17 protein-coding genes are annotated in these 19,682 nt (G+C 65.5%); 1 reads left to right on the top strand and 16 read right to left on the bottom strand.

Annotated features, from left to right (window positions below; genetic code table 11):
* From ACTJKX_RS18550 to ACTJKX_RS18620, 15 genes are all read right to left on the bottom strand, one after another.
* Positions 1 to 1,392: a glutamine synthetase family protein gene (locus tag ACTJKX_RS18550; RefSeq protein ID WP_440726103.1), complete on the bottom strand. Its 1,392-nt coding sequence runs from the start codon at positions 1,390 to 1,392 to the stop codon at positions 1 to 3.
* Positions 1,392 to 2,780, bottom strand: a complete 1,389-nt coding sequence (locus ACTJKX_RS18555; protein ID WP_440726104.1) for an aspartate aminotransferase family protein — start codon at positions 2,778 to 2,780, stop codon at positions 1,392 to 1,394. The genes ACTJKX_RS18550 and ACTJKX_RS18555 overlap by 1 nt, the downstream gene beginning before the upstream one ends.
* Positions 2,781 to 3,020: 240 nt before the next feature.
* Entirely contained in the window at positions 3,021 to 4,343 is a 1,323-nt protein-coding gene (locus ACTJKX_RS18560) for an NAD(P)/FAD-dependent oxidoreductase (RefSeq protein WP_440726105.1), read from the bottom strand.
* A 12-nt stretch (positions 4,344 to 4,355) separates the two neighbouring features.
* Entirely contained in the window at positions 4,356 to 5,246 is an 891-nt protein-coding gene (locus tag ACTJKX_RS18565; RefSeq protein WP_440726106.1) for an ABC transporter permease, read from the bottom strand.
* A gap of 11 nt (positions 5,247 to 5,257) precedes the next feature.
* Complete coding sequence (locus ACTJKX_RS18570) at positions 5,258 to 6,208, bottom strand: ABC transporter permease (protein WP_440726107.1); 951 nt, start codon at positions 6,206 to 6,208, stop codon at positions 5,258 to 5,260.
* Positions 6,209 to 6,595: 387 nt separating this feature from the next.
* Positions 6,596 to 8,269, bottom strand: a complete 1,674-nt coding sequence (locus tag ACTJKX_RS18575) for a peptide ABC transporter substrate-binding protein (protein WP_440726108.1) — start codon at positions 8,267 to 8,269, stop codon at positions 6,596 to 6,598.
* Positions 8,270 to 8,350: 81 nt separating this feature from the next.
* The gene (locus ACTJKX_RS18580) at positions 8,351 to 9,682 is read right to left on the bottom strand and encodes an NAD(P)/FAD-dependent oxidoreductase (RefSeq protein WP_311942817.1); all 1,332 of its coding nucleotides are present in this window, start codon (positions 9,680 to 9,682) and stop codon (positions 8,351 to 8,353) included.
* 1 nt (position 9,683) lies between these two features.
* On the bottom strand, positions 9,684 to 10,382 hold the full coding sequence (locus ACTJKX_RS18585; RefSeq protein ID WP_440726109.1) for an SDR family NAD(P)-dependent oxidoreductase: 699 nt from the start codon (positions 10,380 to 10,382) through the stop codon (positions 9,684 to 9,686).
* On the bottom strand, positions 10,379 to 10,900 hold the full coding sequence (locus tag ACTJKX_RS18590; protein ID WP_149253889.1) for a MarR family winged helix-turn-helix transcriptional regulator: 522 nt from the start codon (positions 10,898 to 10,900) through the stop codon (positions 10,379 to 10,381). Before ACTJKX_RS18590 ends, ACTJKX_RS18585 begins: the two co-directional genes overlap by 4 nt.
* Positions 10,897 to 12,540: an ABC transporter ATP-binding protein gene (locus ACTJKX_RS18595; protein ID WP_440726110.1), complete on the bottom strand. Its 1,644-nt coding sequence runs from the start codon at positions 12,538 to 12,540 to the stop codon at positions 10,897 to 10,899. Before ACTJKX_RS18595 ends, ACTJKX_RS18590 begins: the two co-directional genes overlap by 4 nt.
* A 144-nt stretch (positions 12,541 to 12,684) precedes the next feature.
* Positions 12,685 to 14,043 carry an MATE family efflux transporter gene (locus ACTJKX_RS18600; RefSeq protein ID WP_440726111.1) on the bottom strand — a complete coding sequence of 453 codons (1,359 nt, stop codon included), beginning with the start codon at positions 14,041 to 14,043 and terminating at the stop codon, positions 12,685 to 12,687.
* Between the two features lie 96 nt (positions 14,044 to 14,139).
* A complete protein-coding gene (locus ACTJKX_RS18605; RefSeq protein WP_440726112.1) occupies positions 14,140 to 15,453 on the bottom strand; it encodes an MFS transporter in 1,314 nt (437 codons plus the stop codon).
* Positions 15,454 to 15,647: 194 nt separating this feature from the next.
* Positions 15,648 to 16,595, bottom strand: coding sequence for a DUF6282 family protein (locus tag ACTJKX_RS18610; RefSeq protein ID WP_440726113.1), 948 nt, complete (start codon positions 16,593 to 16,595; stop codon positions 15,648 to 15,650).
* A 45-nt stretch (positions 16,596 to 16,640) separates the two neighbouring features.
* On the bottom strand, positions 16,641 to 17,561 hold the full coding sequence (locus ACTJKX_RS18615) for a hypothetical protein (protein WP_440726114.1): 921 nt from the start codon (positions 17,559 to 17,561) through the stop codon (positions 16,641 to 16,643).
* A 131-nt stretch (positions 17,562 to 17,692) separates the two neighbouring features.
* Positions 17,693 to 18,475, bottom strand: a complete 783-nt coding sequence (locus ACTJKX_RS18620) for an IclR family transcriptional regulator (RefSeq protein WP_440726115.1) — start codon at positions 18,473 to 18,475, stop codon at positions 17,693 to 17,695.
* Between the two features lie 114 nt (positions 18,476 to 18,589).
* On the opposite strand from ACTJKX_RS18620, the gene ACTJKX_RS18625 reads away from it, so the two are divergent.
* Positions 18,590 to 19,375, top strand: a complete 786-nt coding sequence (locus tag ACTJKX_RS18625; protein ID WP_440726116.1) for an HpcH/HpaI aldolase family protein — start codon at positions 18,590 to 18,592, stop codon at positions 19,373 to 19,375.
* A gap of 27 nt (positions 19,376 to 19,402) precedes the next feature.
* Here the strand turns inward: ACTJKX_RS18625 and ACTJKX_RS18630 are convergent, their stop codons facing one another.
* Entirely contained in the window at positions 19,403 to 19,681 is a 279-nt protein-coding gene (locus ACTJKX_RS18630) for a DUF6460 domain-containing protein (protein ID WP_149253881.1), read from the bottom strand.
* Between the last annotated feature and the right edge of the window lies 1 nt (position 19,682).

The following is a 19,682-nucleotide window of genomic DNA, read 5'->3' on the forward strand; positions in this document are numbered from 1 at the left end:
TCAGACGACCTCCCCGTAAAGCTGCAGCTCCAAAGCGGTGATATCGGCGGCAAAACGCCGATATTCCGCCCGCTTGAGCGCCAGCAGCACATGGTGGAGGCGCTCGCCCAGGGCCTCCTTCAGGAAGGCCGAGCCGGCCGCCGCCTCGATGGCGCTGCGCCAATCGGCCGGCAGGGCGTCGTCGGCTGCGTTCGCATAGGCGGTGGCCGGTGGGCCCGGATCGCGCCGGGCGGCGAGGCCCCGGCGGATTCCCGCCAGCACGACGGCCCCGACCAGATAGGGATTGGCGTCGACGCCGGCGGCACGCTGCTCCAGATGCCGCCCCTCCGGCGAGCCGGCGGGAACCCGCACGGCGACGGCCCGGTTGTTGACGCCCCAGCTCGGCGCCGTCGGCGCGTAGCTCTGGGCCGCGAAACGCCGCCACGAATTGAGATGGGGGGCGAAGACCAGCATGCTCTCCGTCATGGTCTCCAGCAGGCCGGCAATGGCATGCCGCAGGGCCAGCGCGAGCTCGCCGTCGCGGTCGGCGAAGAGATTGGCACCGTCCCGGCCTGCCAGGCTGGCATGGGCGTGCATGCCCGAGCCGGCGCGACCGGCGAAAGGCTTGGCCATGAAGCAGGCCTTCATGCCGTGGCGCACGGCAAGTGCGCGCAGCAGCCGCTTCAGCATGACGAGATCGTCGGCGGCGCGCAGCGCGTCCTCGCGATGGCGCAATGTCAGCTCGAACTGGCCCGGCGCATATTCGGAGATCAGCGTCTGCACCGGAAGGGCTTGCGCTTCGGCGGCGCGATAGACCGCATCGACGAAGGGCTCGAGGCGATCGAGCTCATCGACGCTGTAGACATGGATGCCGCCGAGCCTCTCGCCGGTCAACGGTAGGCGGAGCGGCTGCGGGCGGCCATCTGCCGTCGCCTCGCGATCGAGCAGGTAGAATTCGAGCTCGAAGGCGGCGACAGGCTGCCTGCCCTCGGCCTGGAGCAAAGCCTGCTGGGCTGCCAGGGCATGGCGGGGATCGGCCGCCATCGGCGAGCCGTCGAGCTCGAACAGCGACAGGCGCACCTCGCCGCGCGGCGGCGAGGTCCAGGGCAGCGGCACCAGGGAGCCGGCGATCGGCCAGGCGCGCCGGTCGGCATCGCCATCCGACCAGACCAAGCCGGTTTCCTCGACATCCTCGCCGGTGACGTCGAGGCCGAGAATGGAGCCGGGCAGATGCCGGCCGCCGCGGAACAGCGGCAGGAGTTCCTCCCGCCTGATGATCTTGCCGCGGGCAATACCGTTGATGTCGACAAGGACGAGATCAAAGGCGCCGATCTCGGGATGATCGGCCAGGAAGGCCTCGGCTTCGGCAATATCGGCGGCCTGGGCCGGCCGCGTCGACAGGGCGCCGGCCATCACGCCGCCTCCCCGGCCTGGCAGAAGCGGGCGAGGATCTCGCCATAGGCGGTAACCAGCGCCTGGGCTTGCGCCTCAGCCAAGGCCGGACTGACCAGGATCATGTTGTGGAAGGGGGTGAGCAGGAAGCCGCGATTGAGCAGGGACAGGTGCAATCCCTCCTCGATGACCGAGGAGGCGGCTTCACGGGCTTCCCCCGCGTTGCGTACCGGCTCGGAGCTGAACACCACTTCCAGCCGGGCGCCGACGCGGGTGACATGCCAGGGCAGGCCCTGCGCCCCGATGGCCTTGATAAGGCCTGCCTCGATGATGTCGGTTCGCGCGGCCATGGTGGCATAGGTCCCTGAGGTCATCACCTTTTCCAGGCTCGCCCTCAGGCAGGCGAGTTGCAGCGCACTGCCGGACAAAGTGGTGCCGATGCCGGAATGGCCATGGCTGTCGCGCGCCCGCCGCGCCCGGTCGAGCCCCTCGGCCACCTCGGCGCTCATGCCCCACACGCTCACCGGCACGCCGCCGCCGATGGGCTTGCCCATCACCATCAGGTCGGGCTCCAGACCGTGCAGCATGGTGTAGCCGCCGAGGCCGGTGGAAATCGTATGGGTCTCGTCGATCAGCAGCAGCGTGCCATGTTCGCGCGTCAGCCGCCGCAACGTGTCGTGGAAACCCGGCGCCGGCAGGATCATGCCGCAATTGGTCATCACCGGTTCGGCCAGCACGCAGGCGACTTCACCGGACGCCAAGGCGCCGCGCAGCGCTTCCTCATCGTTGAAGGGAATGGCAATGGTGGTCTCGCCGAGATCGACCACCTGACCGAGCAGGCTCGCCCGCGAGAAAGTACGGCCATTGACGAGATCGACCAGCGTGTCATCGACGGCGCCGTGATAGCAGCCGTCGAACACCAGGATCTTGCGCCGCCCGGTCACGGCCCGCGCCACGCGGATGGCGAAGCGGTTGGCATCGCTCGCCGTGGCGCCGATCTGCCAATGCGGCAGGCCGAAGCGGGCGGCCAGCAGCTCGCCGACGATCTCGGCATCGGCGGATGGCAGCATCGTCGTCAGGCCGCGATGGCCGGTATTGCGCAGCACTTCCAGGATCGGCTCGGGCCCGTGACCGAACATGGCGCCGGTATCGCCGAGGCATAGATCGACCACCGCATTGCCGTCGATGTCGGTGAGATGCACGCCGCTCGCCTGCTCGATCACCATCGGGAAGGGCATCGGCCAATCGAGCATCCAGTGCATCGGCACATTGTCGAAGAGGCCCTTGCCCTTGCGCTCCGCCATGGCCCGCGCCTTGGGACGACGCTCGGCATAAAGCTGCCGTTCCGCCGGCAGCAGGGCCTTCACCCGCGCCTCGATGGCTGCATTGTCGATCGGCGTGCTGGACACGAGGAACCTCCGCTGAATGGATTGTGGCACCGTTCATCGCCGAACGATGGCCCGCACTATTGTGATCACAATCAGCAGATTGAAGGCTATACTGTCAACAGATATCCAGAAAAATCCGCGAATTGTGATCACGTTATCGCCCCAGATCGAAGTCTCCTCTCTTCCCGAGCGGACAGCGGGCGCGATCCAGCGGTCGCGCCCTTCAACTCTCTGCAGTGGAAAATCGGGGAGTTTCCCGCGTCAGGCGTGCGGCGGCAGGGGCGCGCCGTCCATGCGGGTCTTCAGCCAATCGCGCGCCCGGTAGTAGCGCAGCGTGAGCTGGGGGCCGAAGCTCATATAGAAAGGCGCCTTGTGCAGCGGCTCGACCTTGAGCGAGAGCTCCTGCTCCGGCACATCCAGCGCCCATTCCGAGAGGATGCCGCCGAGCATGCTGCCGGTGGGCACGCCCCGCCCGGAGAGTCCCGTGAGGGCGACGATGCCGGGCGCCAGGCCGTAGAGACGGGGGATGGTCCTGGCCTGCATGTCGAGTTCGCCGAACCAGAAATACTCCCAGCGGATCTCCCGCCTAATCTGCGGATGCAGCCATTTCAGGCGATCACTCATGACCTGATGCGTATAGGCAAGGTCGCGCCCGCGCCGCCCCATCGGGAACATCGAGGCGACGATGCGGCCCTCGGCATTGTATTTGTAGACATAGATGTCGCCGCGGCCGTCATGCATGGTGGTGTTCTCGGGCAGGACGGAGCAGCGCTCCTCCTCGCTGAGCGGCTGCGTCGCCGCCACGAAGACCCGCATGATCTTGAAGCTCTGGTCGAGCTTGGGCCAGCCCTCCACCGTATAGGCGCCGGTGGTGAAGATCACCTTGTCGGCCACCACGCTGCCATCAGCGGTATGGGCCACCCAGCGTAGGCCTTCGCGCGTGACATTGGTCACCTTCGAGCCCGTATGCAGTATCCCGCCTTCCTGCTGCACGGCTCGCGCCAGGCCGCGCGCATAGCCGAGCGGATTGAGATGGCCCGCCTCACTGTGGAACCAGCCGCCATGGAAGCGCGGGCTGCCGGTGATCGCTTCCACCTCCGCCTTGTCGACGAAGCGGGTGCGGGCGCCGACGGCGTTGTATTCCTCGACCTTGCGCTTGATGGCATCGATGGCACCCGGGCGGGCCGCCGCCTGGACATAGCCGTTCTGCTGCCATTCGCACTGGATCTGGTAGCGCTCGATCATGACGCTGACGCGGGCATTGGCCTGGGTCTGCCGGGCGATCAGCCTTTCGGCCCAGGGTTCGCCGAGCAGCCTGCGCAATTCGGGCAGGCTGAAATGGGTGAAGGTCGGCGTACAATGGCCGGCATTACGGCCGGAGCCGCCGAAACCGGCCTGCTCGGCCTCCAGCAGCACCACGTTGACGCCCTTGCGCACCAGTTCAAGCGCGGTGGTGAGGCCGGTATAGCCGGCACCGACGATGCAGACATCGGCCTGCACGCGCCCGGTCAGGGGCACGGTGTGCGGGGCGGGAGCGGCCGTCGCATACCAGAGCGTCGCGTCGAAGGGCGAGAATTTCGACATGGCCAGGCCCTCTCAGTTCAGGTCGCTTCGGGCGTCGAGGGCATCGCGCAGCCCATCGCCGATGAAGTTGAAGCTGGTGACGGCGAGCGTGATCGCCACGCCCGGCACGATGGCGAGCCAGGGGGCATTGGCGAGATATTGCTGGGCCCCGTTGAGCATGTTGCCCCAGCTCGGCAGCGGCGGCTGGATGCCATAGCCCAGGAAGCTCACATAGGCCTCCAGCAGGATGGCGCGGGCCACCGTCAGCGTCGCCGCCACGATGATCGGCCCGATGACGTTGGGCAGCAATTCGCGGAACATGATCCAGCTGTTCGACAGCCCCACCATGCGCGCCGCCAGCACGAAATCGCGCTCGCGCAGCGAGCGCACTTCCGCCTCCACGATGCGCGCCACCTCCATCCAGCTGGTGACGGCGATGATCACCGTGATCATCAGCGGGCCCGGCTTGATGAAGGCCGCCAGCGTCAGGAGGAGGAAGATGCTGGGGAAGGACAGGAAGGCGTCGACGAAGCGCATCAGGGCTGAGCCGGCCCAGCCGCCATAATAGCCGGCGGTGACGCCGATCACCGTGCCGAGCGCCGTGCTGAGCAACATGGCGAAGAAGCCCACCAGCAGCGAGATGCGCCCCGCCATGAACAGGCGGGCGGCGAGGTCGCGGCCGAGCGGATCGGTGCCGAAGATGTGGTAGCCGGTGAAGGGCGGCGCGAAGCGGGCCCTCAGATCGATGAAGAGCTCGTCATAGGGCAGCAGGCGCGGGCCGAGGATGCAGGCAAGCGTCAGGAGGATGATCATTGCCAGGCCGACCATGGCGAGCCGATGCCGGCAGAAGCGCCGCACCGTGCGACTGCGCCACCAGCGCGGCTTCGGCGAAGGCGATGCGGGGGAAAGAGTTGCTGAGGCCATTGCTTTTCTCCCTAACCGAGCCGGATGCGGGGATCGACGAAGGCGACCAGCAGGTCGGCGATCAGATTGCCGATGAGCACCAGGATCGCCGAGAACATCAAAAGCCCCATGATCACCGGATAGTCGCTGTAGCCCAGGCTATCGAGGAACAGCCGGCCCATGCCCGGCCAGGTGAAGACGGTTTCCGTCACCAGCGCTCCGCTCAGGATGGTGGGTATCTGCAGGCCGGCCAGGGTGATCATCGGCAGCAGGGCATTGCCGATCACGTGCTTGACCAGCACGCGGCGCGGCTTCAGCCCCTTGGCCTTGGCCGTGCGCACGAAATCCTGGTTGATCACGTCGAGCGTGGCCGTGCGCATGTAGCGGCTCCAGACCGCCACATTCACCAGCGCCAGCACGATGCTGGGCATGATGAGATGGATGGCATAGTCGGCGAAGCTGCCGTCCCCCACCGTGAACATGTTGCCCGCCGGCAGCCATTTCAGCTTCAGCGAGAAGAGGTAGATCGCCACCAGGCCGAACCAGAAGGTGGGAATGGAGAGCGCCACCATCGCCCCCACCGTCGCCAGCGTATCGAACAGCGAATAGCGACGCGTAGCACCCATCACGCCGATCCAGGTGCCGATGACGATGGAAATCAGGGTTGAAAAGCCCATCAGCAGCAGCGTGGCGAAGAGATGCCCGCCGATGATGGAGAGCACCGGCTGGCCGTCGCGATAGGACCGGCCCCAATCGCCTTGCACCAGACGCCAGAACCAGTCGAGATACTGGATCGGCAGCGGACGGTTCAGGCCCATCTGCTCGGCGATGCGATCGAGCGCCTCCTTGGTCATGCCCGGCGTGAGCGTGTATTGCGAAAGCGGGCCGCCGGGCGCCAGATTGAGCACAGCAAAACCGATGACCGAGACCAGCAGCAGCAGGATGAGGCTCTGCCACAACCGGCCAGCGAGATAGCGCAGCATGGGATCGTCTCCACAAGAGCAAAGCGCGTTCAGGATCGAACGCTTTTTGCTCTATCTCTTTGGTTCCAAGCCAATCCAAAAGGATTGGCTGAAGCGTTTTGCGATTCCAGGCTAGCCCTCTCATCGCAAAACGCTTCGGGCCGACCCTATGGGCCGGCTGTCAGCAGGGTGGCAGGCCAAGCCGACCACTTCGGGTTAACGCGGAGGTACCACTACCCTCCCCTGGAGGGGGAGGGTCGGCCTGAAAGGCCGGGGTGGGGTGAAGCGCCTGACCGTGATCATGCGAACAGGCTACCAAGCGAAGAACCACCCCACCCCGAGGCTTTGCCTCGACCCTCCCCTTCCAGGGGAGGGTAAAAAGGCGCTCGTTTACCGCGGGCAGCAGGCCTATTTGGCCCAGCGCCAGGTGTTGACGTTCCAGCTGTCGATGCGGTTGTTGATGTTGGGCAGGAAGCCCTCCACACCCTTCTTGCGCCCACGCACGGTGGCGTATTGATAGATCGGCAGGAAGGGCAGGTCGGTCCGCATGATCTCCTGGATCTTGAAGTAGAGCTTGCGGCGCTCCTCCGGCACGAAAAGGTTGCCGGCCTCCTTCAGGAGCCTGTCCACTTCGGGATTGGCATATTGCCAGGTGTTCTGGCCGTTACCGCCCTTCGCCCCGCTCGAAGTCGACATGAAATAGTCCGAGGTATCGGGATCAGGCCCGGTGATGAAGTTGATGCCGACGACAACGCTGTCGAACTTCGACAACATCCAGTAGTCGCCCCACATCACGGCCGGCGGCAGGTTGGAGATCGTCATCTCCACGCCGATGTCCTTGAAGGATTGCTGCATGAATTGCTGCACCTGCTCACGCAGATGGTTGCCGGCCGTGGTCGAATTGCTGAAGGACAGGCGCACACCGTCCTTGGCGCGGATTCCGTCGGCGCCGGGCACCCAGCCAGCCTCGTCGAGCACCTTCTTGGCCTTCTCGGGATCGTAGTCCTGCTTGGGAAGGTCCGGATTGTAGTAGAAGGACTGCTGTGGCATGTAGGATTCGGTCGGGGCGGGCAGGCCGTAATAGAGCGCCTCGATGATCGTCTTCTTATCCAGCGCATGATAGAGCGCCTTGCGGACGGCCGGGTCCTTGAACTGCGGACGTTCCATATTGAATCCGACCGACTCGATGGTCGCATTCGGCACGACATCCACGACCTTGCCCTCGAGCGTCTTGGCTTCCTCGTAATGGTCGGCCGTGATCCATTGCAAGCCCAGGACATCGACGTCCCCGGTCTTGAACTGGGTGTACATCACCGTCATGTCGGGGATGTATTTGTAGACGATGCGCTCCAGATAGGGGCCTTCTCCGAAATAATCCTCGTTGGCGGCAAGCTCGATATAGTCGCCGGCGACGCGCTTGCTCCACTTGAAGGGCCCGGTGCCGACGGGCGCATTGTTGAAAGGCGCCGTGTTCTTATCGGCAGCCTCGCCGAGGATGTGCTTGGGCACGATGAAGGTGGAGGCCAGGATCGAGGGATAGGGCGCGAAGGGCTTGTCCATGCGCCAGCTGATCTCGGTGGGCGACACTACCTTGATGTCACGCACATGCTCGTGGCCGGTGCGCCGCCAGCTGCGGAAATTCGGGTCGACCATCAGTTCCAGCGTGAACTTGACGTCCTCGGCCGTGAAGGGCTTGCCGTCATGCCACTTCACGCCATCGCGCAGCTTGACCTTCCAGGTGAGGCCGTCGGCGGAAATGCCGCCATTCTCCACGGTCGGCACCTCGACGGCGAGGGATGGCGTGAACTTGCCGTCCGGATCGACGTCGAACAGCGGATTGAACACGCTGTAATGGATGCCCTCGTCCACCTCGATATGGAGCAGATGCGGATTGAAGACCGTCGGCTCCTGCGAGAAGCTGATGACCATCTGGCCCGACGGCTTGTCCTTGCCGGCCGCCAGAGCCTCCTCCCGCCCAAGCAGGGCCGGCATCAGCAGCGCCGAGGCGCCGGTCGCCGCCATGAGGCCGAGGGCCTGCCGGCGATTGGGATGGGGAAACTGGTTTCGCTCTTGTTTCGACATGATGAGTTCCTCTGGAGAGTGGCTTTATTTTTATGGTTGTTGCAGTCGGTTGCTGGCCCGAGATCTCCCGGGCCGGCAGGCTTAGAACCCGCTGATCAGCTCGATCTTCGATCCGTCCGAGAAGCGGGAGAAACGGAAATTGGCCGGGTCGACCAAGGGCGGCCGTCCGGTGACGAGATCGGCCATCAGCTTCCCGGCCGCCGGGCCGATGCCGAAGCCGTGGCCGGAGAAGCCGGTAGCGATGTGGAAGCCGGGTATGGCTTCGACCGGCGAGATCACCGGCACGGCATCCGGCGTGACGTCGATATAGCCGGCCCAGCGCTGCGCAATCTCTGCCTTGGCGAAGACCGGGAAGGCCTTGGTGAGATTGGCCAGGGCGACATCGGTCAATTCCTTCGCCGGCTCGGGATCGAGCACCCGGCAGCGTTCGAAGGGGCTGACCTCGTCCATCGCCCATTGCTTCGGCACGCGGGCTTCCTCGAAGAAGCGGCCACCCATCCTCAGATTGAGCGAACGCCATTCCTTGCGCAGCGCCGGCAGGAAATCGAAGAAGAAGCGGAAGCTGTTGGGCACGATGTCAACGACGTTCTCATGCCCGGAGGCGATGGTATAGCCGCCATCCGCGCGCTTGCGCACGGCAAAGCCGTTGGACCAGATTGCCGGTCCCGGCCCGCCTTCCAGCGGCTTGGTGCGCAGGACGGAATTCTTCACCTTCAACTGCGGCAGGCGAATGCCGAAGCGGCCAGAGAACAGGCTCGACCAGGCCCCGCCGGCCAGGACGACGGCACTGCAGGCGATCGGCCCGCGTTCGGTGACGACGCCGCTGATCGCTCCGCCCGACGTCTCCACGCCGCGCACGGCGCATTCGGTCAGGATGGCGGCGCCCTTGCGCCGGGCCGCCTCCGCGATCAGGGGAGCGGCGCGCTGCGGCTCGGCGCGGCCGTCCTCGGCGGTGAACAGCGCCCCCTTGATGTCCATGGTGGTGCCGGGAAACATCCGCTTGTATTCGGTGCCCGAGATCATGCGGGAGTCGAGCTGGTAGCCGTCGAGATTGCGGTTCCAGCGCTCGTGGTCGGCATATTCCTTGTCGTTCTCACAGGTGAACATGATGCCGGCACGGGTATAGCCGGTGTCGCCTTCGACGCGCTGGTCGAGCGTCTTCCAGATCCTCAGCGCCTCGGCCATCAGGGGCACTTCACGCGGGTCGCGCCGCGAGATGCGTACCCAGCCCCAATTGCGGCTCGACTGTTCCTGGCCGATGCCGCCCTTCTCGCAAAGCGCGACCTTGAGGCCCCGCTCGGCCAGTTCGAGCGCCGTGGAGGTGCCGATGATGCCGCCGCCGATGACGACGACATCGACCTTGGCGGGCAGCGCCGCGTCGCCTTGGACGGGAATGACAGTGGGGCCGGGCATGTCAGTAGGACTCTTCGAGCTGGCAGTTGATGGTGAATTCGGCGACGCTGGCTTCGTTGGGCAGGTCGATCAGCATGGCGATGATGCGGGCGAGATCATGAGGCGAGGTCATCTTCTCGGCCGAGCGGTCGGTCAGGGCGAGAGCCATGTCGGTGGCGACGAAGCCGGGACAGATCGCGGTGGCGCGGATGCCGCGCTCGAAGCCTTCGTGACGGATGCCGTGCGCCAGGGCGACGGCCGCATATTTCGAGATGGAATAGAGGCCGGCCCGCGAGGATTTGACCCGCTTGCCCGACAGCGAGGCGATGACGATCACCCGCCCGCTCCCGCTCTCGGACAAGGCCTGCCAGGCCGCCTTGGCCAGGCGCCGCGGCGCCTTGACGTTCACGGCCAGCATGGCATCGAGATCCTCGTCCTCGGCCTCGATGACGTTCTTGGGGATCATGATGCCGGCATTGGCGACGATTGCATCGATGCGCCCGAAACGCCGCAGGGTCGCCTCGGTCCAGTCCGCCTCCGCCTGGGGATCGGCGGCGTCATAGGCCTGCAGATGCACGCGTTCCGGATCCGCCCAGGCGGGCTGCTCCGGCCGCCGCATGCCCAGCGAAAGCCGCCATCCCCGGCTGGCGAGCTCGGCCGCCACCGCCTGGCCGATGCCTCGATTGGCGCCCGAGATCAGGGCTACCCTCTGCTCGCTCATGCCACCTGTCCTTCCTTGTCGGCACTGTTCTGAGGCGGCATGCCCACGAAACGGCAATAGGCCCGTTTCAGGATGTCCATGACCTGTCTCTGCTCATGCTCGGGGATGAAGTCGAAGAAGCGTTTCGACTGCTCCGTCGCCAATACACGCACCTTGGCGGCCAGCTCGGCGCCGGCCGGCGTGATGTAAAGTTCGTGGGCCCGGCTGTCGTCGGACGAGATTTTGCGGGTGAGCAGCCCCTGCTCGATCATGTGGTCGACCAGCCGTCCCATGGCGGAACGGTCCTTCATCACCAGATGAGCGATCACCGAGGGGCGGATGCCGGGATGGCTGTCGACCAGCAGCAGCGTGGTGACCTTGCCGGTGCCCTTGGCCACTTCGAGGCCATCGAGCCATTCGTCGAGGTCTCGCGACACCGCCAGGCTGATCACCCGGATGTAGAAGCTGAGCGTATCCTCGAGCACATCGAGATCGATATGCGCGGGCAACGTCGGCGGTTTGGCCCGTTTTACCTTCATGCGGCCGGCTCCCACTCGCTGCCCGGAATGGCCGCCACCAGACGCTTGGTGTAGTCGTTCTGCGGTCTGCGGAAGACCTGCGCCGGCGGCCCGGATTCGACGATCCGGCCCTTGAACATCACCGCGACCTCGTCGCAGATCTGGCTGGCAACGCGCAGATCATGGGTGATGAAGATCATGGCCAGATGCATCTCTTTCTGGATGCGCGCCAGCAATTGCAGGATCTGGGCCTGGATCGAGACATCGAGCGCAGAGACCGCCTCATCGGCGATCAGCAGGACGGGATCGAACATCAGCGCGCGGGCAATGCCGATACGCTGGCGCTGGCCGCCGGAGAATTCGTGGGGAAAGCGGTCATAGGCGCCGGCATCGAGGCCGACGCGAGCGAGCAGGCCGACCGCCTTCTCCTTGGACTTGCCGGCGGCCATGCCCTGCGCGATGGGCCCGACGGTGAGGATGCGGCCGATGGTATGGCGGGGATTGAGCGAGGCATAGGGATCCTGGAAGATCATCTGGATGCGCGGGCGCAGCGGCCGGAATTCATCCTCGCGCAAGGGCGCGATATCCTTCCCTTCGAACAGGATGCGGCCTCCGTCGCTGCCCATCAGCTTCATCAGCACCCGCCCGAGCGAGGACTTGCCGGAGCCCGATTCCCCGACGAGCCCCAGCGTGCAGCCCTGCCGGATCGAGAAGCTCACATCGTCGACGGCGCGTATCGGCGTGCCCTTGGCGAAGAACCGCCCCTGCCCCTGATAGGTCTTGCTGATCCCCTCCGCCTCCAGGATGACGGGCGGCAGCGCCGCGGGAGCGGTATCACCGGCCGCCATGCGCGGCACCGCCGCGATCAGCGTCCTAGTATAGGGATGCTGTGGCTCGCGCAGGACCTGGGCTGCCGTGCCCTGCTCCACCAGCCGGCCCTTTTCCATCACCACGACACGGTCGGCGATCTCGGCCACCACGCCGAAATCATGGGTGATGAACATCACGCTCATGCCCTTGCGGCGCTGGATCTTGCGGATGAGCTCGAGGATCTGGGCCTGGGTGGTAACATCGAGCGCCGTGGTCGGCTCGTCGGCGATCAGCACGTCCGGATCGAGGGCGAGCGCGATGGCGATCATCACGCGCTGGCGCTGGCCGCCGGAGAGGCGGAAAGGATATTGGTGGCGGATGGCGGCCGGATTGGGTAGCCCGACCTCGCCGAGCAGCTCGACCACCTTTTGCTGCCGCGTGGCGGGCGTACCCACGCCATGCGCCTCCATCGCCTCGGCGATCTGGTCACCGATGGTCATCAGCGGATTGAGGGCGGAAAGCGGATCCTGGAAGATGATCGAGACGGCCCGGCCGCGCAGGTCGCGCAGCCGTTCTTCCCGGGTCGCCAGCAGATCCATGCCCTTGAACAGGATGCGCCCGCCCGTCACCGTCAGCGATGACGACAGCAGGCCCATGATCGTGTTGGCGGTGACGGATTTGCCCGAGCCGGATTCACCGATGATGCAGAGGATCTCGCCGGCCTTGAGCTCGAAGGAGATGTTCTCGACGGCGTAGGGCCGTTCCATGTTGCGCGGCAGGCTGACGGTGAGCTTGTCGACCGACAGGATGGTGGCGCTCGGGGTTTTCGGCTCGGCGTCGGAGACCAGCATCGTGACCGTCCTTCCCAATCACCGGCGGGACATCAGCACCCCGCCCTCGATATAGTGGACGATTACAACTAATTTTGCCGGCGAGGCCAAGCGAAAATTTCAGGCAACGAAGGTATCGCAATGCCGCAATCCGGAGCAGCCCGCTCAGGCGGCCTTGGTCTGGATGCCTGAAAAGGAGCCCGGCAACAGGCGGAAATAGGCCAGTCCCTGCCCGGCGCCACGCGCCACCAGGAAGCCGATCAAGGCGAGCCACAGACCGTGATTGCCGAGAGGCTGCAGCAACCACCACAGCCCGAAATAGCAGGCGAGCGCCACCGCCATCAGGTTGCGCATGGCTGCATTCCAGGTGGCGCCGACATAGACGCCGTCGAAGGTGAAGGCGAGCGCGCCTGCGATGGGCGTGACGGCGGCATAGGGCAGGAACTGCCGGGCCAGCTCGCGGACCGAGGCGCTGGTGGTCATGAAATCGATGAAGGCCCCGCCCGCCGCAAACAGCACGGCGGACATGCCGATCGCCAGCCCCAGGCTCCAGATCACCGAATAGCGCACCGCCTTTTCGAAGGACGGCCGATTGTTGGCGCCGATCGAGCGCCCGCTGAGCTGCTCGGCCGCCGTGGCGATGCCATCAAGGAAATAGCCCCCGACCAGGAAGAAATTGTTGAGGATGGCATTGGCGGCCAGCGTCACGTCGCCAGCCAGCGCACCCTGGCGCCCGAAGAAGACGAAGGCGGCCAGCAAGGCGAAAGTGCGCAGCATGATGTCGCGGTTGATCGCGATCATGCGCACGAATTTGGCCCTGTCGAAGACGAGGGACCGCGGCACGCCCAGATTCCCGCCGAAATGGGCAACCACTACGGCCAGGCCGGCGACGACGCCGGTGGTTTCCGCCAATGTGGTGGCCCAGGCGGTACCGGCGACGCCCCAGCCCATTCCCAGCGTGAACAGGATGCAGAGCAGGATGTTGACGACATTGATGCCGATCTGCAGCAGCAGGCCGGTGGTGGTCCGTCCCAGGCCGATCAGCCAGCCGAGCACGGCATAATTGGCGAAGGCGAAGGGAGCGGACCAGATGCGAATGGCGAAATAGATCTCCGCCGCATGGGTCACCTCGGGCGAGGCGCCGAGGAGCGGGAAGGCGACCGCCGCAATCGCGCGCTGCAGTGCCACCATGGCGAGGCCGAGCACGGCGGCCATCACCAGCGCCCGCAGGAACACGGCCCGTTGCTCCAGCCTGTCGTCGGCGCCGACGGCCTGCGCCGTCAAGCCGGCGGTACCCATGCGCAGGAAGCCGAAGCCCCAGAACAGGAAATCGAACAGGAGGGCGTTGAGTGCCACCGCCCCAAGCAGGGCCTCGCTGCCGATCTGGCCGATCACGGCGGTGTCGACCAGCCCGAGCAGCGGCGTGGACAGATGGGCCAGCGTCATCGGCGCGGCAATGCCGATGACGATGCGGTGGCTGACGGGAACGGGGCGGATGGGGGCGTCGATCGAAGCGGCGGGCATGGGCGGTGATTTTCCTCGCGCCTTGGTAGCCCCAATCAAGAGTCATTCCAAGGTGCCCCGCCCAAGATACCCCCGAGCCGATTTGCCCGCCCCCTGTTACGAGCCGTTTCCGGGAACCGGTTGCACCAGGCGCAACGCACCTTGCCCGGCATTTTCCTTCTCGACCTCCTCGGCGAGTTCACGCCCCCGCGTTTCCGGCAACAGGGCGATGGCGAGGAGCACGAAGAAATAGGCGCTGACCGCCGTGACGGCCATGGCATCGCGCAACAGGAGGTGCCCGCCTGCGGTCATCAGGCCGATGACCGTGGGAAAGAAGGCGCCGGCCGCCCGGCCGAAATTATAGGCAAAGCCCTGGCCGTTGCCCCGGATGGCGTTCGGGAACAATTCGGTGAAATACGGCCCGAGGGCGCTGTAGATGCCGAGCGCCGCAAAGCCCAGCACGAAATCGAGCGCGAACATCACCACCCCGCCACCCGGCAGATAGAGGAAGGCCGGAATGAAGATCCAGTTCAGCAAGGCAAAGAGCAGGAAATTGCGGCGGCGGCCGATGGCATCGCACAGATAGGCGGCGACGATATAGCCGACGAAGGAGCCCACGGTGAGGACGAACATGTGATAGCCCACGCCTACCGTGGAGATTTCCCGCACCGTCTTCAGGAAGGTTGGCAGCCAGATCACCATGGAAAAGCCGCCCGCCTGTACGCCGAAGGCCAGGAGCGAGGTCAGGCAGGTGGTGCGCAGATAGCGCCGGTGGAAGATCATGAACGGGCTCACGTGTGCCTCCCCGGCCTTCACCCTCTTCTCCCTGGCCGCCAGGAAGACGGCCGGCTCGGGCACGCCGCGCAGGGCGAGCAGGACCAGGATGGCCGGCGCTGCCCCAAGCCAGAACATCCAGCGCCAGGCCTGGGTATCAGGCAGGGTCGCGAACAGGATGGAGGAGAGGATCGCCGCAATGGCGTAGCCGATCGCATAGGCGCTCTGCACGGTGCCGACGGCCTTGCCGCGATATTCGGAACGGATGATCTCGCCCATCAGCACCGAGCCGGCAGCCCATTCGCCGCCGAAGCCGATGCCCGACAGGATGCGGGCGGCAAGCAACTGTTCGAAGGAGTTGCAGAAGCCACTCAGCACGGTGAAAAACGAAAACCAGAGGATGGCGAGCTTCATGACGCGCACGCGCCCGATGCGGTCGCTCAGGATACCGGCCGCCCAGCCGCCGATGGCGGAGGAGATCAGGGCCGAGGTTCCGAGAAAGCCGGCCTCGGCATTCGTCATGCCCCATACCGCGATCAGGGTCGGGATGAGAAAACTGTAGAGCTGGGTGTCGAGCGCATCGACAGCCCAGCCGCCGAAACAGGCATAGAGCGTCTTGCGCTCGGTACGATCGAGACTGGTGAACCAGGCGAACATGCATTCCTCCCTGCTTCCGGCCTTATGTTGGAGGCTGCGCGTCCGACCGTCCTGGCAGAAGCGAGCAATGGGGCCGGTTATGTCGATAGGCCTTGAACCGGCGCTGCGTGAGCATCGGATATGCGTCTGCACTCGGCGGCCCGAAAATGCCGCCGAAACTCATTGCGAAACTCAAACTTGCGTCAGGCGTAGGCTCAGGCCGCCTGGGAAACGAGCTCCTCCAGCCCGAGCACATGCGCCGTGTTGGTCGAAACCATCCGGCGGATCGCCTCGTCGGAATAGCCGAGCGCCAGGCACAGGCGCACGCCGCGCCGGAACCCTTCCAGCGGGCTGAACACACCGACCTGCCCGAGATCCGAACACAGGATGGTGCGGTCGACGCCGGCCGCTTCGATCTGCTGGCGCAAATCCTCCGCCGAGCGCGTCTTGAACTTCGATCCTTCCAGGAACATGCAGAGCGAATGCTCCACATAGGCGCCCATGGCGGCAATCTCCTTCACATCGTCCAGGCTCGCGCCGACGATATCTTCGGGATGGGTGAAGATCAGGCGCTCGACGCCGCGGCGCTGCGCTTCCTCGAACAGGATCCAGGTCTCGCTGACATGGAGATGCCCGCTGGCAAGCGCCATGCCGCTGCGGGCGATGACGTCCAGGACTTCCTTGACGTCGTCGAGCACCTGCCTGTTGGCATCGAGGACCGGGACCGCCCGGGCCGGCCGCATCTTCTGGGTCGATGCCGGATGCGACCAGGAGGAGGTCTTCTCCCATTCGAGATGGTTCTCGGCGGCCAGTGTCGGCATCCAGACGATCTTGCCGCCCATCGCCGCCGTATGCTCGACGGCGTAGGGATTGATGCCTCCCACCACATTGTTGAGCACGATGCCGGAAAAGACCTTGGTGGTGAGTTCCGGATGATGCTGGGAAATCAGGGCCGCCGTCGCAACGCCGGCATAGTCATGATCCTTGGTGACCACCGCCGCAAAGCCCGCCTCCGACATCTGGCGGGCCAGTTCCAGATGGTCGAGCCCGCGCGGCGCGATCGAGGGACCGCTATGGACATGGGGATCGATCGCCCCCTTGAGCAGCGCGTCGATGCGCTTGGTATCCCCGGCCGATCCGGTATCAATGGTCAGTGCGTCCATGGTACTGCCTCCTTGTCCTGCCTGCTCTACTGCGCGATCGGTGCGTCAGGACGGGGTCCCGGCACCCTCGGCCGGCATCGGATAGTCGGCGGCGTTCAGCACCCAGCCGGGCTTCAGCGAGAAATCCAGGCGCGGCGGGCAGAAGATGTCGACGAGCTGGTTCACCCCCGCCAGCATGCCGCGGGAGGTATGGATCGCCGGCGGCGGGATCACCATCACCGAGGGCGCTTCGCAATATTCGTGCTGGTCGTCGCGCCAGGCGTTGAGATCCGTGGTCCAGGGCCAGCGCAGATGGTGTGTGAAGGCTCCCTCCAGCGCGAGGGAGATCTGTTCGAAATCGTCGTGATGATGCGGCGAGAGCTTGGTGACGTCGCGTGGCCCGTGCTGCACCGGCAGGACGTTCACCATCATGGTCGAGCCGCGCCAGATGCGCCCGAACCGCCCGGGCTCGTCCGGCACGTCGAGCGAATAGACAAGAAGCCGCGATCCGCCCGTCGCTTCCGGCCAGGGCTGGAAGGGCGCCACATTGGGATGCGGCGTGTCATAGGATGCCGCGTTCGCGCAGCGGGCCACGAGATCCCCGGCCCTGGTGGTGAACAGGCGCACGACCGGCCCCGATCCCACGATCCGGATCGTGCTCGGGCCGGGCGGAACGAAGGCAATCGAATAGCCTGGCACACGCGTCTTGCCATCGGCTGTCTCGACCTCGGCGCTGACGGCGGCATCGGGCAAAAGCAACACATATTCGTCGGGCTGCGCAGCGCGGGAGAAACAGGCGCCATCCCGCGCTTCGCTATAGGCGACCACGCAATGCTGGCTGCGGATGAGCCAGCTGCGTCCATTGGCATCGTCCTCCTGGGGCGGGGCCTCATAGAACTTGCCGCAATCGGCGCCGGCGAAGGCGGTCGCCATTGGCCTGGCCTGGACCGACGCCAGCGTCGAACGCGGATCCGAAGCATCATACATGGCAACCTCCCAGCGGCCCGGCGCAGGTCACGCCCAATCAGCCATTTTGCTTTTTGTTTCGTTAACCGAAACGATGTTCTATTTATTTTTGAAGCAAAGTCCTCCCTTGTCAAGAGGGCCGCCAGCGGCCGTCAATCGAGCACGTAGCCCAGCGCTTCGGAAACCTGCTTTGCGGCCCTGACCGTCCGCTCGATCTGCTCGGCGGTGGGCGTCTCGGTGATGAACTGCACGGAATCGACGATCGCCAGCGTCCCGACCAGGGAGCCGGCTGCATCGAAGACCGGGGCCGCCAGCGCATTGAGGCCGATCAGGATCTCGTTCGGCGCGATTGCCCAGCCGGCCTGGCGCACGCGCTCGATCTCCTTGCGTAAGCCGCCGGGCGTGACGATCGTCGCCTGGGTGCGGCGCTCCAGGCGCATGCCGAACACGGTGGCCCGCAAGGCGTCATTGCCGAAGGCAAGGGCGATCTTGCCCTGGGCTGAACTGTGAAACTCGAGCAGGGACCCCGGCCGGACGCCGATCTCGACGGTGGATTTGCCCGGGACGGTGGTGAGCACGCGCACCCCGTCCGCTTCCAGCTGGGCGATCACCGCCGAATGGCCGAGGCTGTCGCGCAATTCCCGCAGGGTCCGGGCACTGGCCGAGACGATGTCGCGCCCCTCCCCCACGGCCTGCCCCAGCTTGATCAGGCGACTGCCGAGCTGATAGCGCTCCGTCTCCGGCAGTTGGACGATGTAGCCATGCTGCACCAGCGTCTGCAGATAGCGCCAGATCCGGCTCTTGGTGGTCTCCAGGGCGACGGCCATCGCCGACACGCCCATGGGCCGCCCCTCCTCCGCCAGCAGTTCTAGGATGCGCATGGCCAGAACCACCGCCTGAACGCCGTCACCGCCCGGGCCGCTAACACGAGGCATTCTTCAGTTCCTCACGAGGCAGGGCAGGCCCGGCCATTGACACGGGCGCCCTTTAGGTTGAACCTAATCATAGAAACAATGTTTCGACTATCGAAACAAGAGAAAATCATCGCCATGCACGACAATGCCCCCGCACGCCCGGCCGACGCCTTCCGCCAGCGCCTGCTGTCGCGAAAGCCCCTGCTCGGATCGTTCATCAAGACACCCACCGTCCACGCGGCCGAAATCCTCGGCGATCTCGGTTTCGACTTCGTTGTCGTGGACGAGGAACATGCTCCCTTCGATCGCGGCCAGACCGAACTGATAATGCTGGCCGCACGCGCAGCGGGCACCGCCGCGATCGTCCGCGTGCCCGAGATCGCCCGCATCCTCGGTGCCCTCGACGATGGAGCCGCGGGCGTCCTGGTTCCGCATATCTCCTCCGCGACCAGGGCCCGCGAAGCCGCCGCGGCCTGCCGCTATCGCGGCGGCCGACGGGGATTTTCCAATTCGCCGCGCGCCGGGCGCTATGGCGGCCTCGGCATCTGGCCGCATGTCGACCGTCAGGACGCGCATGTCAGTCTCATCGCGATGATCGAGGATCCTGAAGCGCTGGCGGAGATCGATGCCATCCTGGCAACCGAGGGCCTCGATGCCGTCTTCATCGGGCGGGGCGATCTTACGGTAGCCCTGCAGGCCGAGAGCCCCGAGGCGCCGCCCGTACAGGCAGCCGTCGAGACGATCTGCGCCGCGGCCGAACGGGCGGGCAAGCCTGTCTGCATGATGGTGGCCAACGCCGCCGAAGCGAAGCGCTACCATACAATCGGCGCCTCCGCCTTTATCATTGCCTCGGACCAGGCCTTCATGCGCAGGGCGGCGGCCGAAAGCCTGGGTAGCTTTGCCAAGGAATTCGCCGCGTAGCGACACCCGGGACAGGCGTCTGCCGTTCTACTTGCGCCCGCCGGATGGGGCGGATTTCAGCAGGCGCAGCACGAGCCAGATCGGAACCACGATCACCGCGCCGAGCAGGAAATAGCCGAACAGGTCCTTGATCATGCCAAAGCCCTGCGCCGAAAGGCGCTCGAGGAAATGCCGAAGCCTGGCAAGGAGTTCCCAGGGGGTGAGGTCGAGCCAGGCCAGCACGAGGCCCACGGCAACGGAAACCACCACCAGCTTGATAATCGTGCCCATCACCGAGCCGCCCATGAACTTCTCCAGCCCAGCCATA

Origin of the sequence: Labrys sp. 22185 (assembly GCF_052045555.1) — a bacterium.
Classification (GTDB): Bacteria; Pseudomonadota; Alphaproteobacteria; order Rhizobiales; family Labraceae; genus Labrys; species Labrys neptuniae.

Excerpts from the sequence above, each read along its gene's own strand:
- ACTJKX_RS18550 (WP_440726103.1), bottom strand. The coding sequence starts at position 1,392 with ATGGCCGGCGCCCTGTCGACGCGGCCGGCCCAGGCCGCCGATATTGCC.
- ACTJKX_RS18560 (WP_440726105.1), bottom strand. The coding sequence starts at position 4,343 with ATGTCGAAATTCTCGCCCTTCGACGCGACGCTCTGGTATGCGACGGCC.
- ACTJKX_RS18565 (WP_440726106.1), bottom strand. The coding sequence starts at position 5,246 with ATGGCCTCAGCAACTCTTTCCCCCGCATCGCCTTCGCCGAAGCCGCGC.
- ACTJKX_RS18570 (WP_440726107.1), bottom strand. The coding sequence starts at position 6,208 with ATGCTGCGCTATCTCGCTGGCCGGTTGTGGCAGAGCCTCATCCTGCTG.
- ACTJKX_RS18575 (WP_440726108.1), bottom strand. The coding sequence starts at position 8,269 with ATGTCGAAACAAGAGCGAAACCAGTTTCCCCATCCCAATCGCCGGCAG.
- ACTJKX_RS18580 (WP_311942817.1), bottom strand. The coding sequence starts at position 9,682 with ATGCCCGGCCCCACTGTCATTCCCGTCCAAGGCGACGCGGCGCTGCCC.
- ACTJKX_RS18585 (WP_440726109.1), bottom strand. The coding sequence starts at position 10,382 with ATGAGCGAGCAGAGGGTAGCCCTGATCTCGGGCGCCAATCGAGGCATC.
- ACTJKX_RS18590 (WP_149253889.1), bottom strand. The coding sequence starts at position 10,900 with ATGAAGGTAAAACGGGCCAAACCGCCGACGTTGCCCGCGCATATCGAT.
- ACTJKX_RS18595 (WP_440726110.1), bottom strand. The coding sequence starts at position 12,540 with ATGCTGGTCTCCGACGCCGAGCCGAAAACCCCGAGCGCCACCATCCTG.
- ACTJKX_RS18600 (WP_440726111.1), bottom strand. The coding sequence starts at position 14,043 with ATGCCCGCCGCTTCGATCGACGCCCCCATCCGCCCCGTTCCCGTCAGC.
- ACTJKX_RS18605 (WP_440726112.1), bottom strand. The coding sequence starts at position 15,453 with ATGTTCGCCTGGTTCACCAGTCTCGATCGTACCGAGCGCAAGACGCTC.
- ACTJKX_RS18610 (WP_440726113.1), bottom strand. The coding sequence starts at position 16,595 with ATGGACGCACTGACCATTGATACCGGATCGGCCGGGGATACCAAGCGC.
- ACTJKX_RS18615 (WP_440726114.1), bottom strand. The coding sequence starts at position 17,561 with ATGTATGATGCTTCGGATCCGCGTTCGACGCTGGCGTCGGTCCAGGCC.
- ACTJKX_RS18620 (WP_440726115.1), bottom strand. The coding sequence starts at position 18,475 with ATGCCTCGTGTTAGCGGCCCGGGCGGTGACGGCGTTCAGGCGGTGGTT.
- ACTJKX_RS18625 (WP_440726116.1), top strand. The coding sequence starts at position 18,590 with ATGCACGACAATGCCCCCGCACGCCCGGCCGACGCCTTCCGCCAGCGC.
- ACTJKX_RS18630 (WP_149253881.1), bottom strand. The coding sequence starts at position 19,681 with ATGGCTGGGCTGGAGAAGTTCATGGGCGGCTCGGTGATGGGCACGATT.